This window comes from Pseudomonas sp. 6D_7.1_Bac1 (assembly GCF_025465945.1).
Classification (GTDB): Bacteria; Pseudomonadota; Gammaproteobacteria; order Pseudomonadales; family Pseudomonadaceae; genus Aquipseudomonas.
Genome location: NZ_JANLNW010000035.1, coordinates 33,374 through 47,687, shown reverse-complemented (window position 1 = coordinate 47,687; position 14,314 = coordinate 33,374). Strand labels below are relative to the sequence as shown.

At 58.7% G+C, this 14,314-nt stretch carries 13 protein-coding genes and 1 pseudogene; 11 read left to right on the top strand and 3 right to left on the bottom strand.

Going from position 1 to position 14,314, the window contains the following annotated elements; all coding sequences use genetic code 11:
* The first annotated feature begins 3 nt into the window (after window positions 1-3).
* From ssuC to NTD87_RS09505, 3 genes are read left to right on the top strand one after another with little or no spacing between them, the layout of a single operon-like run.
* Window positions 4-792, top strand: a complete 789-nt coding sequence (gene ssuC / locus NTD87_RS09515) for an aliphatic sulfonate ABC transporter permease SsuC (protein ID WP_262113487.1) — start codon at window positions 4-6, stop codon at window positions 790-792.
* Window positions 789-1,595: an aliphatic sulfonates ABC transporter ATP-binding protein gene (gene ssuB, locus NTD87_RS09510; RefSeq protein ID WP_262113484.1), complete on the top strand. Its 807-nt coding sequence runs from the start codon at window positions 789-791 to the stop codon at window positions 1,593-1,595. Before ssuC ends, ssuB begins: the two co-directional genes overlap by 4 nt.
* Before the next feature lie 33 nt (window positions 1,596-1,628).
* Window positions 1,629-1,844 (top strand): molybdopterin-binding protein, encoded by a 216-nt coding sequence (locus tag NTD87_RS09505; protein ID WP_003213899.1) that lies wholly within the window; start codon window positions 1,629-1,631, stop codon window positions 1,842-1,844.
* A 202-nt stretch (window positions 1,845-2,046) separates the two neighbouring features.
* On the opposite strand, the gene NTD87_RS09500 is transcribed toward NTD87_RS09505, so the two are convergent.
* Together NTD87_RS09500 and NTD87_RS09495 are read right to left on the bottom strand one after the other, a co-directional pair.
* Window positions 2,047-2,685 carry a TetR/AcrR family transcriptional regulator gene (locus tag NTD87_RS09500; protein ID WP_262113482.1) on the bottom strand — a complete coding sequence of 213 codons (639 nt, stop codon included), beginning with the start codon at window positions 2,683-2,685 and terminating at the stop codon, window positions 2,047-2,049.
* A 230-nt stretch (window positions 2,686-2,915) separates the two neighbouring features.
* Window positions 2,916-4,292, bottom strand: a complete 1,377-nt coding sequence (locus NTD87_RS09495) for a glutamine synthetase family protein (protein ID WP_071552890.1) — start codon at window positions 4,290-4,292, stop codon at window positions 2,916-2,918.
* Between the two features lie 278 nt (window positions 4,293-4,570).
* On the opposite strand from NTD87_RS09495, the pseudogene NTD87_RS09490 reads away from it, so the two are divergent.
* From NTD87_RS09490 to NTD87_RS09455, 8 genes and pseudogenes are all read left to right on the top strand, one after another.
* Window positions 4,571-4,885: pseudogene (locus tag NTD87_RS09490) on the top strand (gamma-glutamyl-gamma-aminobutyrate hydrolase family protein); the annotation flags it as partial.
* A gap of 74 nt (window positions 4,886-4,959) precedes the next feature.
* Complete coding sequence (locus NTD87_RS09485; protein WP_262113481.1) at window positions 4,960-6,318, top strand: glutamine synthetase family protein; 1,359 nt, start codon at window positions 4,960-4,962, stop codon at window positions 6,316-6,318.
* Window positions 6,319-6,371: 53 nt separating this feature from the next.
* Window positions 6,372-7,736: an aspartate aminotransferase family protein gene (locus NTD87_RS09480; RefSeq protein ID WP_262113480.1), complete on the top strand. Its 1,365-nt coding sequence runs from the start codon at window positions 6,372-6,374 to the stop codon at window positions 7,734-7,736.
* A gap of 184 nt (window positions 7,737-7,920) precedes the next feature.
* Window positions 7,921-9,030 carry a polyamine ABC transporter substrate-binding protein gene (locus NTD87_RS09475; RefSeq protein WP_262113479.1) on the top strand — a complete coding sequence of 370 codons (1,110 nt, stop codon included), beginning with the start codon at window positions 7,921-7,923 and terminating at the stop codon, window positions 9,028-9,030.
* A 187-nt stretch (window positions 9,031-9,217) separates the two neighbouring features.
* Window positions 9,218-10,312 carry a polyamine ABC transporter substrate-binding protein gene (locus NTD87_RS09470; protein WP_315975296.1) on the top strand — a complete coding sequence of 365 codons (1,095 nt, stop codon included), beginning with the start codon at window positions 9,218-9,220 and terminating at the stop codon, window positions 10,310-10,312.
* Between the two features lie 71 nt (window positions 10,313-10,383).
* Entirely contained in the window at window positions 10,384-11,526 is a 1,143-nt protein-coding gene (locus NTD87_RS09465; protein ID WP_262113478.1) for an ABC transporter ATP-binding protein, read from the top strand.
* Between the two features lie 35 nt (window positions 11,527-11,561).
* A complete protein-coding gene (locus NTD87_RS09460; protein ID WP_262113622.1) occupies window positions 11,562-12,443 on the top strand; it encodes an ABC transporter permease subunit in 882 nt (293 codons plus the stop codon).
* A complete protein-coding gene (locus tag NTD87_RS09455) occupies window positions 12,440-13,330 on the top strand; it encodes an ABC transporter permease subunit (protein ID WP_262113477.1) in 891 nt (296 codons plus the stop codon). Before NTD87_RS09460 ends, NTD87_RS09455 begins: the two co-directional genes overlap by 4 nt.
* 123 nt (window positions 13,331-13,453) lie before the next feature.
* Here the strand turns inward: NTD87_RS09455 and NTD87_RS09450 are convergent, their stop codons facing one another.
* On the bottom strand, window positions 13,454-14,095 hold the full coding sequence (locus NTD87_RS09450; protein ID WP_262113476.1) for an HD domain-containing protein: 642 nt from the start codon (window positions 14,093-14,095) through the stop codon (window positions 13,454-13,456).
* Window positions 14,096-14,314: the final 219 nt, after the last annotated feature.

Below are 14,314 nucleotides of genomic sequence, written 5' to 3'. Positions count from 1 at the left end.
GCGATGAAAAGGGAAAAGCTTATCCACAGCCTCGCACCTTGGGCCTTGCCGGTGCTGTTGCTGGTGGTGTGGCAGTTGTCGGTGTCGTCGGGCTGGTTGTCGACGCGGATTCTGCCCGCGCCCAGTGCGGTGATCGAGGCGGGCGTTAGCCTGGTGCGCAGCGGCGAAATCTGGAAACACCTGGCCATTAGCGGTTGGCGCGCCGGCATTGGTTTTGTGATTGGCGGCGGCATCGGTCTGGCACTGGGCTTTATCACCGGTCTGTCGACATGGGGCGAACGCCTGCTCGACAGTTCCGTGCAGATGATCCGCAACGTGCCGCACCTGGCGCTGATTCCACTGGTGATCCTGTGGTTCGGCATCGATGAGTCGGCGAAGATTTTTCTGGTGGCGCTGGGCACGTTGTTCCCGATCTACCTCAACACTTACCACGGCATCCGCAATGTCGACCCGGCCTTGGTGGAGATGGCGCGCAGTTACGGCTTGTCCGGTTTCAGCCTGTTCCGTCAGGTGATTTTGCCGGGCGCACTGCCTTCGATTCTGGTGGGCGTGCGCTTTGCCCTGGGCTTCATGTGGCTGACCCTGATCGTCGCTGAAACCATCTCTGCCAGCTCCGGCATCGGCTACCTGGCAATGAATGCCCGAGAGTTCTTGCAGACCGACGTGGTGGTGCTGGCGATTGTTTTGTATGCGGTGCTCGGCAAATTGGCCGACCTCGCGGCCCGTGGTCTGGAGCGGGTCTGGTTGCGCTGGCATCCGGCCTATCAAGTGACCAAGGGCGGTGCAGCATGACGGCTCAACAACCTCCACGCCTGCTGCGCGGGATTCCGCTGGCGGTGCGCAAACTGCAAAAAACCTTTGGTGCGCGGCAGGTGCTGCGCGAGATCGATCTGCACATTCCGGCCGGTCAGTTCGTGGCGGTGGTAGGGCGCAGCGGCTGCGGCAAAAGTACCCTGCTGCGCTTGCTCGCCGGCCTCGACTCGCCAACGGACGGCGAACTGTTGGCCGGTTCCGCCCCGCTCAGCGAGGCGCGGGAAGATACGCGGCTGATGTTCCAGGAAGCGCGATTGCTACCGTGGAAAAAGGTCATCGACAACGTTGGCCTCGGGCTCAAGGGCCATTGGCGCCAGCAGGCGTTGAACGCATTGGAAGCGGTGGGCCTGGCGGATCGCGCCGATGAATGGCCGGCGGCATTGTCCGGTGGGCAGAAGCAGCGAGTGGCACTGGCACGGGCGCTGATCCATCAGCCGCGTTTGCTGTTGCTCGATGAGCCGCTGGGCGCACTGGATGCGCTGACCCGGATTGAAATGCAGCAACTGATCGAACGCCTCTGGCAACAGCACGGTTTTACCGTATTGCTGGTGACCCACGACGTCAGCGAAGCGGTGGCGATTGCCGACCGGGTGTTGCTGATCGAAGAAGGCGAAATCGGCCTTGACCTGCACGTTGAACTGCCGCGCCCTCGGGTGCGCGGTTCGCATCGACTGGCGGCATTGGAAACCGAAGTCCTCAACCGCGTGCTGTCACTGCCGGGCGCACCGCCGGAACCCGAACCCGTTTCACCCTTGCCCACGCAATTGCGCTGGGCTCACTGATTCAACGTTCTCCCAACAACAGGAATCACCATCATGACGATCAAAGCCATCAACGTTCGCAACCAGTTCAAAGGCACCATCAAGGAAATCGTCGAAGGCGACGTGCTCTCGGAAATCGATGTTCAGACAGCGTCCGGCATCGTTACCTCGGTCATCACCACGCGCTCGGTCAAAGAGCTGGAACTGGTGATCGGCAGCGAAGTGATCGCCTTCGTGAAATCCACCGAGGTATCGATCGCCAAGTTGTGATCGATGTGTCACACACAGCCCCGGACGGCTTGAGCCCTTCGGGGTTGTTCCATGTGTGCCTGTCATGGAATCAGTGGTGCGGCCATCGCGAGCAGGCTCGCTCCCACAGGGGATTTCTGCTGTACACAAAATCTGTGTTCACTGGAGATCTAATGTGGGAGCGAGCCTGCTCGCGATGAGGCCGGAGAAACCAACAAAGAACTCAGGCTGGAATAGCGCGCTTGGGTAGATACGGCGGCAGATACAGTCCCAGATAAGCATCGAACACCCGCATGCCTTCCTCGGCCATGCGCGGGGTGATCTGCCCGTGTTGTTGCACCGAACGCGCATAGACGCGGTCGCCCAGTTCCATGGCCAGGGCAAACACATCGACGTCCTTGGGCAGTGCCGGCAGTTCGAAATGTTGATCGAAGAGTTTGTGCATCAGGTCGCCGAGCTCGATGTCGTGCTGACGGTCGGCCTGGGTCACTTCGGTCAGGCCGTGCTGAGCAAGGATCAGTTGGCGGGCGGCGGCGTCTTCACTGTAGATGGCGAGCATGCGTTGCTCGACCAGTCGCGACAGATCACGCCAGCCACTCAGCGAGCCGACTTCGATCGGCGCTTGCAGGCAGGCACGAAAAGCACTGTGGACGTCGGCGGTCAGGGCCTCAAGCAAGGCCGGGACGCTGGCGAAGAAATGGTAGACCGATGACGGCGGGATCTCGGCGCGTTCGGCCACGCTGTAGATCGACAGGCTGGCCACGCCCTCGGCAGCCAGCAGCGTACGGGCGGCGTCGAGTATCGAGTCGATCCGGGCCTGGCTGCGTGCGCGGGGTTTGCGAAGGGGGGCGGGGCGCGTCATTGAAGTCTCCTGCAGGGCAGCGGGCATTGTACGAGGCGAGTTGTGTGTTGTCTTCTCGGCCGCCTTCGCGAGCAGGCTCGCTCCCACAGGGGGATCTTCTGTGTACACAACATTTGTGTTCAACACTTATCCAGTGTGGGAGCGAGCCTGCTCGCGATCCGCCGAAGGCGGCCATAAAAAAAACGCCGCAGGCGATGAGGCCTGCGGCGTTGTTTTTTTGCTACAGCCGCTTACACGGTGTGCAGGTACCAGTTGTACTCGAGGTCGGAGATGGAGTGTTCGAACTCCTCCAGCTCGCTCTCTTTACAGGCGACAAAGATATCGATGTATTTCGGATCGATGTACTTGGCCATGACTTCGCTGTCGTCCAGCTCGCGCAGTGCATCACGCAGGTTGTTCGGCAGGCTCTGCTCGTTCTGCTCGTAGCTGTTGCCTTCAACCGGTGCGCCAGGTTCGATCTTGTTGACCAGGCCGTGGTGCACGCCTGCCAATACCGAAGCCATCAGCAGGTACGGGTTGGCGTCGGCGCCGGCAACGCGGTGTTCGATACGGACGGCATCGGAAGAGCCTGTCGGTACGCGAATCGCCACGGTACGGTTGTCCAGGCCCCAGCACGGCGAGTTCGGTACGTAGAACTGTGCGCCGAAACGACGGTACGAGTTAACGTTCGGGCAGAGGAACGCCATCTGCGCCGGTAGGGTCTCGAGCACACCGCCGATCGCGTGACGCAGTGCGGCGTTCTGCTCGGGATCCTCACTGGCAAAAATGTTCTTGCCGTCTTTATCAAGGATCGAGATATGGACGTGCAGACCGTTACCTGCCTGGCCCGGGTAAGGCTTGGCCATGAAGGTGGTGTCCATCTCATGGTCGTAGGCAATGTTTTTGATCAGACGTTTGAGCAGTACCGCGTAATCGCAGGCCTTGATCGGGTCGGCAACGTGGTGCAGGTTCACTTCGAACTGCGCCGGAGCACTTTCCTTGACGATCGCGTCGGCAGGGATGCCTTGCTCTTTCGCACCTTCCAGGATGTCCTGGAGGCAGTCGACGTATTCGTCGAGGTCGTCGATCAGGTACACCTGAGTCGAGTGCGGACGTTTGCCGGAGATCGGCGAGCGCGGAGGTTGTGGCCGGCCATTCACGTTCTCCTGGTCGATCAGGTAGAACTCAAGCTCGAATGCGGCGCAGATGGTCAGACCCAGTTCATCGAACTTGGTCACGACTTGACGCAGGACTTCGCGTGGGTCGGCGAAGAAAGGTTCACCTTCAAGTTCGTGCATGGTCATCAGCAGTTGCGCGGTCGGGCGCTTCTGCCAGGGTTCATTGCACAGGGTATCGGGGATTGGATAGCAGATTCGGTCAGCATCACCGATATCCAGACCCAGGCCGGTGCTTTCCACCGTCGAGCCATTGATATCCAGAGCAAATAGAGAGGCCGGCAGGTTGATGCCTTTCTCGTAAACCTTGTGGAGGCTGGTGCGTTCGATGCGCTTGCCGCGCACCACACCATTCATATCCGCAATCAGAAGGTCAACGTACAGAACCTCAGGATGTTCCTTAAGGAACGCGTTCGCTTCGTTAAGCTGAACGGCACGCGGGGGTACCGACATGATGCAACACCTTTGTTGTTAAAAATATCAATCATTGATCTTTTCAGATTCCAGTCAACCCGAACGGCATGCCGAAGTCAAGCGAGGCCGTTTTTGCCCTAAAAAAGCGCTCGAAGGGCATTTTTGAGGCGCTTTGGGGCGTTTTTATGCCTTCGAGGTCTTTGACGACCGCAGGCTTGAGCGGGGCGTGTTGTATTTTTTACGGGGGTGTTGTGTAAAAAAATGAACAACGCTAAGCTCGAATCAAACCCATAACAGCAATAATACCGGGGTGCTTCATGTCTCGCCTGCCGTTAATCGGCGTCGCCGTCTGCTCCAGGCAGATCGGTTTGCATGCTTATCACATCACTGGCGATAAGTACGTCCGCGCAGTGGCCACCGCTGCCAAGGGCCTGCCGTTGATCCTTCCGTCCCTGGCGGAGTGGCTTGATCCGACCGATATTATTGACGGTCTGGATGGCATCCTGTTTACCGGCTCATCTTCCACTGTAGAACCTTTTCACTATAGCGGTCCTGCCAGTTCGGCGGGAACTGCTCATGATCCTGCACGCGACGCCACCACCCTACCGTTGATTCGTGTCGGCAAGCGGGCAATACAACGCGACGCGGATGCGTCAAACAACGCCTGACTTTTAAAGACATCAGGACACTCAGCCCAGAGGCATTTATGAGTAACAACCTCGACCAGCTCACCGATTGGTTGAAAGACCACAAGATCACAGAAGTCGAATGCATGATTGGCGATCTGACCGGGATCACCCGTGGCAAGATTTCGCCGACCAACAAGTTCATTGCCGAAAAAGGCATGCGCCTGCCCGAGAGTGTGCTGTTGCAAACAGTGACGGGCGACTATGTCGAAGACGACATCTATTACGAGCTGCTCGACCCGGCCGACATCGACATGATCTGCCGCCCGGACTCGAACGCGGTATTCCTCGTGCCGTGGGCCATCGAACCGACCGCACAAGTGATTCACGACACCTACGACAAGCAGGGCAACCCGATCGAGCTGTCGCCGCGCAACGTGCTCAAGAAAGTCCTGAAGCTCTATTCCGACAAGGGCTGGCAGCCGATCGTGGCGCCGGAGATGGAGTTCTACCTGACCAAGCGTTGCGAAGACCCGGACTTCCCGTTGCAGCCGCCGATTGGCCGCTCCGGTCGCCCGGAAACCGGTCGTCAGTCGTTCTCTATTGAAGCCGCCAACGAATTCGACCCGCTGTTTGAAGACGTCTACGACTGGTGCGAACTGCAAGAGCTGGATCTGGACACGCTGATCCATGAAGACGGCACGGCGCAGATGGAAATCAACTTCCGTCACGGTGACGCGCTGTCCCTGGCCGACCAGATTCTGGTGTTCAAGCGCACCATGCGCGAAGCGGCGCTCAAGCACAACGTGGCCGCGACCTTCATGGCCAAACCGATGACCGGCGAGCCGGGCAGTGCAATGCACTTGCACCAGAGCATCATCGACATCGAAACCGGCAAAAACGTCTTCTCTAATGAAGACGGGACCATGAGCGAGCTGTTCCTGCACCACATCGGTGGCTTGCAGAAGTTCATCCCCGAGTTGTTGCCGCTGTTCGCACCGAACGTCAACTCGTTCCGCCGCTTCCTGCCGGATACCTCGGCACCGGTGAACGTGGAGTGGGGCGAAGAGAACCGCACTGTCGGCCTGCGAGTACCAGACGCAGGCCCGCAAAACCGTCGGGTGGAAAACCGCCTGCCGGGCGCCGATGCCAACCCTTACCTGGCGATTGCCGCGAGCCTGCTCTGCGGTTACATCGGCATGGTGGAAGGCATCGCCCCAAGCGCACCCGTGGTCGGACGGGGTTACGAACGACGCAACCTGCGTCTGCCGCTGACCATCGAAGACGCACTGGAACGCATGGAGCACAGCGCCACTATCGAGAAGTATCTGGGCAAAAAATTCATCACTGGCTACGTCGCGGTCAAGCGGGCCGAGCATGAAAACTTCAAGCGCGTGATCAGTTCGTGGGAGCGGGAGTTCCTGTTGTTCGCCGTCTGATGCGCCGGGTGCGGCCTTCAAAAGCCGCACTCTCACCCAACCAGGAGAGCTTTATGACCAGCAAGAACCCGCAAACCCGTGAATGGCAAACCCTGAGCAATGATCACCACCTGGCCCCTTTCAGCGACTTCAAACAGCTGAAAGAGAAAGGCCCGCGGATCATCACCAACGCCAAGGGCGTTTATCTCTGGGACAGCGAAGGCAACAAGATCCTCGACGGCATGGCCGGTCTGTGGTGCGTGGCCATCGGTTACGGTCGCGATGAACTGGCCGATGCCGCCAGCAAACAGATGCGCGAACTGCCGTATTACAACCTGTTCTTCCAGACCGCTCACCCGCCGGTACTGAAACTGGCCAAGGCCATCGCCGACGTCGCGCCAGAAGGCATGAACCACGTGTTCTTCACCGGTTCCGGCTCTGAAGGCAACGACACCATGTTGCGCATGGTTCGCCACTACTGGGCGATCAAAGGCCAGCCGAAGAAGAAAGTCATCATCAGCCGTAAAAACGGCTACCACGGTTCGACCGTGGCCGGCGCCAGCCTGGGCGGCATGACCTACATGCACGAACAGGGCGACTTGCCGATCCCGGGCATTGTCCACATCGCCCAGCCTTACTGGTTCGGTGAAGGTGGCGACATGACCCTGGAAGAGTTCGGCGTCTGGGCGGCCAATCAGCTGGAAGAGAAGATTCTCGAACTCGGCGTCGACAACGTCGGTGCCTTTATTGCCGAGCCGATCCAGGGCGCGGGCGGCGTGATCATTCCGCCAGCCAGCTACTGGCCGCGTATCAAGGAAATCCTCGCCAAGTACGACATTCTGTTCGTCGCGGACGAGGTGATCTGTGGTTTCGGCCGTACCGGCGAGTGGTTCGGTAGCGATTTCTACGACCTCAAGCCGGACATGATGACCATCGCCAAGGGCCTGACGTCTGGCTACATCCCGATGGGCGGCCTGATCGTGCGTGACGAAGTGGTCGAGGTGCTGAACGAAGGTGGCGACTTCAACCACGGTTTTACTTATTCCGGACATCCGGTCGCCGCTGCGGTGGCACTGGAAAACATCCGTATTCTGCGCGACGAAAAAATTGTCGAGCGCGTTCGTGCAGAAACGGCACCTTATTTGCAAAAGCGTCTACGGGAACTGAACGATCACCCGCTGGTGGGTGAAGTTCGTGGGGTAGGTCTGTTGGGGGCCATCGAGCTGGTTCAGGACAAGGCGACACGGGCGCGTTACGTCGGCAAGGGTGTTGGCATGATCTGCCGGCAGTTCTGCTTCGACAATGGGCTGATCATGCGCGCCGTCGGCGACACCATGATCATTGCTCCGCCGCTGGTGATCACCGAAGCCGAGATCGACGAACTGGTCACCAAGGCGCGCAAGTGCCTGGACCTGACTCTGAGTGCGCTGCAAAGCTAAGTGCTAGGCTCTGAGCGAGGTCCGTGGCTGGCACTTCGCTCAGGGCGCACAAAGGACGGGTCTTTCCTTGAAAGCCTGCCTTGTAACTTGCCAGACTATCCGCTGTTTGAGTTGCCAAGGAATCGGCCGCTGGATCTTGGTTAACAAAAAAATGTGCTTAAAAAGAATAATTGGAGCGTTACGCATGAAGGCATTAGGTTTGAAGAAAACTGGCAAGACCCTGCTCGCCTTGTCCCTGATGGGCGTGATGGCTGGGGCAGCCCAGGCCGACGATAAAGTCCTGCACGTTTACAACTGGTCCGACTACATCGCACCGGACACCATCGCGAACTTTGAAAAAGAGTCCGGGATCAAGGTCGTCTACGATGTGTTCGACAGTAACGAAACCCTCGAGGCCAAGTTGCTGGCCGGCAAGTCCGGTTATGACGTGGTTGTGCCGTCCAACAACTTCCTGGCCAAGCAGATCAAGGCTGGCGTTTACCAGGAGCTGGACAAGTCCAAGCTGTCCAACTACGGCAACCTGAACAAGTCGCTGCTCAAAGCGGTTTCTGTCAGCGACCCGGGCAACAGTCATGCCTTCCCTTACATGTGGGGCTCGATCGGTATCGGTTACAACGCCGAGAAGGTCAAGGCCGCGCTGGGCGTCGACAAAATCGATTCCTGGGATGTCGTGCTCAAGCCAGAGAACCTGGCCAAGCTCAAGGGCTGCGGCGTGAGCTTCCTCGATTCGCCTACCGAAATGCTGCCGGTCGCCCTGCATTACCTGGGTCTGCCAACCGACAGCCAGAAAAAAGAAGACATCAAGAAAGCCGAAGACCTGTTCCTGAAGATTCGTCCTTCGGTCACTTACTTCCACTCGTCCAAGTACATCTCCGACCTGGCCAACGGCGACATCTGCGTAGCCGTTGGCTATTCGGGTGACATCCAGCAGGCCAAATCCCGTGCCGCCGAAGCCGGTGACAAGGTGAAGATCAGCTACGCCATTCCAAAAGAAGGCGCCGGCAGCTTCTACGACATGGTCGCTATCCCTAAAGATGCGGAAAACGTCGAGGGTGCCTACAAGTTCATGAACTACCTGTTGCAGCCGAAAGTGATGGCCGATATCACCAACAGCGTGCGTTACCCTAACGGTAATGCCGAAGCCACTCAGTACGTGAACAAGGAAATCACCTCGGATCCAGGCATTTATCCGTCGGCAGAGGTGCAGGCCAAGCTCTACGCAATCGCTGATTTGCCAGCCGCTACCCAGCGTGAGCTGACCCGCAGCTGGACCAAGATCAAATCCGGTAAATAAGCCGGTTTGAGGCAATCACCTGTAGCCGTCGCCGCTCTGGCGGCGGTTGCAGGAATAATTAAATGACAGAAAGTTTTGCTGGAAAGGTTTATCGAGGGTAAGTTGCGCGCCGGTTTTGTTGCCAGGCAGCCATGGCTGTCATGTAACGCTGGGCAACTTGGGCCCAACTATTTTAGAGGACCTTCACTTGCCTATTTCTTTGTTTCGCAAAGCCATGCTGGTCGGTGCCGGCCTGACGCTTGCCGTCAGTGTTCAAGCTGCGTCCACCGTGCATATTTATAACTGGTCGGATTACATCGGGCAGACCACCCTGGCAGATTTCGAAAAAGCCACTGGCATCAAGCCGGTGTACGACGTGTTCGACTCCAATGAAACCCTGGAAGGCAAGTTGCTGGCCGGGCGCACCGGTTATGACGTAGTCGTGCCGTCCAACCACTTCCTGGGCAAGCAAATCAAGGCCGGGGCGTTCCAGAAGCTCGACAAGTCGCAGCTGCCGAACTACTCCAACCTTGACCCGGCGCTGCTCAAACGCCTGGAAATGAACGATCCGGGCAATCAGTACGCCGTACCTTACCTGTGGGGCACCAACGGCATTGGTTACAACGTCGACAAGGTCAAGGCGGTGTTGGGCGTCGACAAGATCGATTCCTGGGCCGTGCTGTTCGAGCCCGAGAACATCAAGAAGCTCAGCAGTTGTGGCGTGGCCTTCCTCGATTCGGCCGACGAGATGCTGCCGACCGTCCTCAACTACATGGGCCTGAACGCCAACAGCACGAACCCGGAAGACTACAAAAAGGCTGAAGCCAAGTTGCTGGCGGTACGGCCTTACGTGACCTACTTCCACTCATCCAAGTACATCTCGGACCTGGCCAACGGCAATATCTGCGTCGCGGTCGGGTTCTCCGGGGACATCTTCCAGGCCAAGGCCCGTGCTGCCGAGGCCGGCAAAGGCGTGAAGGTTGCCTACGCGATTCCCAAAGAGGGCGGCGCGTTGTGGTTCGACATGTTGGCGATCCCCAAGGACTCCGCCAACGTCAAACAGGCCCATGCTTTCATCAACTATGTGCTCAAGCCAGACGTGATCGCTCAAGTGAGTGACGCTGTTGGCTATGCCAACCCGAACCCCGGCTCGGACAAGCTGATGGAGCAGTCGATTCGTACCGACGAATCGGTGTATCCACCGCAAGCGGTGCTCGAAAAGGCCTACGTGTCGATCGAGCTGCCGCCAACGATTCAACGGTTGATGACCCGCAGCTGGACCAAGGTCAAGTCGGGTAAATAGTGACAAAGGCTCAAACTATCCAAGGTTCGCCTGTATTGGGCGATCTGCAAATTTTGTTGGGAGTTTCGTAAATGGCAGTTGCCTCCGGCGCCTATAAGAAAGCCCTCGAGGGCGACCAGACACCTAAACAGGTGCTGGTCAAAATCGACCGGGTCACGAAGAAGTTCGACGAGACGATTGCCGTGGACGATGTGTCCCTGGAAATCAAGAAAGGCGAGATCTTCGCCTTGCTCGGCGGTTCGGGATCGGGCAAATCGACCTTGCTGCGTATGCTCGCAGGTTTCGAACGGCCCACGGAGGGGCGCATTTTCCTCGACGGCGTGGACATCACCGAGATGCCGCCGTACGAGCGGCCGATCAACATGATGTTCCAGTCCTACGCCTTGTTCCCGCACATGACCGTGGCGCAGAACATCGCCTTCGGCCTGAAGCAGGACAAGATTCCGACGGCTGAAGTCGACGCCCGCGTGGCCGAAATGCTCAAGCTGGTACAGATGAGCCAGTACGCCAAGCGCAAGCCGCATCAGCTCTCTGGCGGTCAGCGTCAGCGTGTTGCGCTGGCTCGCTCGTTGGCCAAGAAGCCGAAGCTGCTGCTGCTCGACGAGCCGATGGGCGCGCTGGACAAGAAACTGCGTTCGCAGATGCAGCTCGAACTGGTGGAAATCATCGAGCGCGTCGGCGTGACCTGCGTCATGGTGACCCACGACCAGGAAGAGGCCATGACCATGGCCGAACGCATCGCGATCATGCACCTGGGCTGGATTGCCCAGATCGGCAGCCCGATCGACATCTACGAAACCCCGACCAGCCGGCTGGTGTGTGAGTTCATCGGCAACGTCAACATCTTCGACGGTGAAGTGGTGGACGATGCCGAGGGTCATGCGCTGATTACCTGCAAGGACCTGGACCGCAACATCTACGTTGGCCACGGCATCAGCACCTCGGTGCAAGACAAGTCGGTGACCTACGCGATTCGTCCGGAAAAACTGCTGGTGACTGCAGAAATGCCGACCTGCGAACACAACTGGTCGAGCGGCAAGGTGCACGACATCGCCTACCTGGGCGGCCACTCGGTGTTCTACGTGGAGTTGCCGAGCGGCAAGATCGTGCAGTCGTTCGTGGCCAACGCCGAACGTCGTGGGCAGCGCCCAACCTGGGGCGATCAGGTTTACGTCTGGTGGGAAGACGACAGCGGCGTGGTACTGCGCTCATGAACCTGCGAAAACTCCAGCGCCAACTCAGTCGAATAATTCCCGGTGGCCGTCATCTGGTCATCGGGGTACCGTTCATCTGGCTGTTCATGTTCTTCATGCTGCCGTTCTTCATCGTCCTGAAGATCAGCTTCGCCGAAGCCGACGTAGCCATTCCGCCGTACACCCAGATCTACAGCTTCGTCGATCAGAAGATCCAGTTGCTGCTGAATCTGGGCAACTACACCATGCTGGGCGACGACGAGTTGTATATCGCCGCCTACCTCGGTTCGCTGAAGATGGCGCTTTTCAGCACCCTTCTCTGTTTGCTGATCGGCTACCCGATGGCCTACGCCATCGCCAGTGCGCGCAAAGAGATACAGACCGTGCTGGTGCTGCTGATCATGATGCCGACCTGGACGGCGATCCTGATCCGCGTGTATGCGTGGATGGGCATCCTCAGCAACAACGGTCTGCTCAACGGCTTCTTGATGTCGATGGGCTGGATCAACGAGCCGCTGCAGATCCTCAACACCAATCTGGCGGTTTATATCGGCGTGGTCTATTCGTACCTGCCGTTCATGATCCTGCCGTTGTACGCCAACCTGGTGAAGCACGACAACAGTTTGCTGGAAGCCGCGTCTGACCTGGGTTCGAGCACCTTCAACAGCTTCTGGAAAATCACCGTTCCGTTGTCGAAAAACGGCATCATCGCCGGCTGCATGCTGGTGTTCATCCCGGTGGTGGGTGAGTTCGTGATCCCGGAACTGCTCGGCGGCCCGGAAACTCTGATGATCGGTAAAGTGCTCTGGCAAGAGTTCTTCAACAACCGTGACTGGCCGGTGGCGTCTGCTCTGGCGGTGGTGATGCTGGCGATCCTGATTGTGCCGATCATCCTGTTCAACCGCAGTCAGGCCAAGGAAATGGAGGGTAAAGAATGAAACGCTTCCGTTTCTCCAGCCTGATGCTGGTGCTCGGCCTGTTGTTCATCTACCTGCCGATGCTGATCCTGGTGATCTACTCGTTCAACGCCTCGAAACTGGTGACGGTCTGGGGCGGCTGGTCGATCAAGTGGTACGTCGGCCTGCTGGACAACACCCAACTGATGGGCTCGGTGGTGCGCTCGCTGGAAATCGCCTGCTACACCGCGGTTGCCGCGGTAGCGTTGGGGACTTTGGCGGCCTTCGTACTGACCCGCGTCACCCGCTTCAAGGGCCGCACGCTGTTCGGCGGCCTGGTCACCGCGCCGCTGGTGATGCCGGAAGTGATCACCGGTCTGTCGCTGTTGCTGCTGTTCGTGGCCATGGCGCAGATGATCGGCTGGCCGCAGGAACGCGGTCTGGTGACGATCTGGATCGCTCACACCACGTTCTGCGCCGCCTATGTGGCGGTGGTGGTGTCGGCGCGCTTGCGTGAGCTTGACCTGTCCATCGAAGAGGCCGCCATGGACCTCGGTGCACGGCCGTGGAAGGTGTTCTTCCTGATCACCATCCCGATGATCGCGCCGTCGCTGGCCGCGGGCGGCATGATGTCGTTCGCCCTGTCGCTGGATGACCTGGTGCTGGCGAGCTTCGTGTCCGGACCGGGTTCCACAACCTTGCCGATGGAAGTGTTCTCGGCCGTGCGCCTGGGCGTGAAGCCCGAGATCAACGCCGTGGCCAGCCTGATTCTGCTGGCGGTGTCGATCGTCACCTTCATGGTCTGGTTCTTCAGCCGCCGTGCTGAAGAAAGTCGCAAACGTGCGATCCAGCAAGCCATTGAAGAGGGCGCTGCGGACTCCTGGAAACAACCGGACGTACGCCGGGCACAGGCGCCAGAAGCGGCTTAAACCCGATGCCGGGTTAATCCGGATCAAATGTGGGAGCGAGCCTGCTCGCGAAGGGGCCATGTCAGTCGACGCAGATGTCGACTGACATATCGCTTTCGCGAGCAGGCTCGCTCCCACAGGTTTTCATGCCACCCAAGGAGATTTGCGAATTACCTCGACGAAATTCATCGGTTTGAACCCCGGTTCCTGATCCACCAGCACATCGGTCTTCACGTTGCCGAAGGTGGTTTGCGGACGATGGCGCAGGCCGTCGGCAAAGGCGCAGATGATGCACTCCTTGAAACCCTCACCCCGTGGATGCGCGTGCACCACCGCTTCACGCTGCTCGGTTGGGAACGCCGCATAGTCCATGCCCAGCACGTCCATTTCCACACCGGCGGTGACCAGCGCCACGGTCGGCCGCAAATGCTTGGGCACGCCCGGCGTCGTGTGCAAAGCAATCGACAACCAGACCTGTTCGATGTCGTCATCGCTCAAGCCGTACGGTTTGAGAAAGGCTGCGGCCGCGTTGGCGCCATCGACCTCGAAGCGTTCGTCATCGCTGCGATAACCGTCCACCAGGCCCAGGTCATGGAACATCGCGCCGACGTATAGCAGTTCCGGATCGTAGGCCAGTTGTTGGCGTTCACCGCTCAAGGCACCGAACAGAAACACCCGGCGCGAGTGGTGGTAAAGCAGGTCGGATTCGATGTCGCGGATGTACTCAGTGGTGGCCCGGGCGAGGGCGCTGTCGGGGATTTTGATGCCGGCGATGATGCTGCTCATGGTAGTTACCTCATGGGAAACGCCGTGGCGGCGCTGATGAGTCCAGTCTGTTCTGGCAGATGAGCGCGAACAATCGACACGAGGCTGCGATCCCGGCCAATCAGCGTGTACTTCATGCCAGTTCGCTTATTGGTTGTGGATTGGCTAGGGTGTGAGTCAGATTTCCGAACGGTCGCAGCCCTGTAGCAGCTGTCGAGCTTGCGAGGCTGCGTTCGGCAG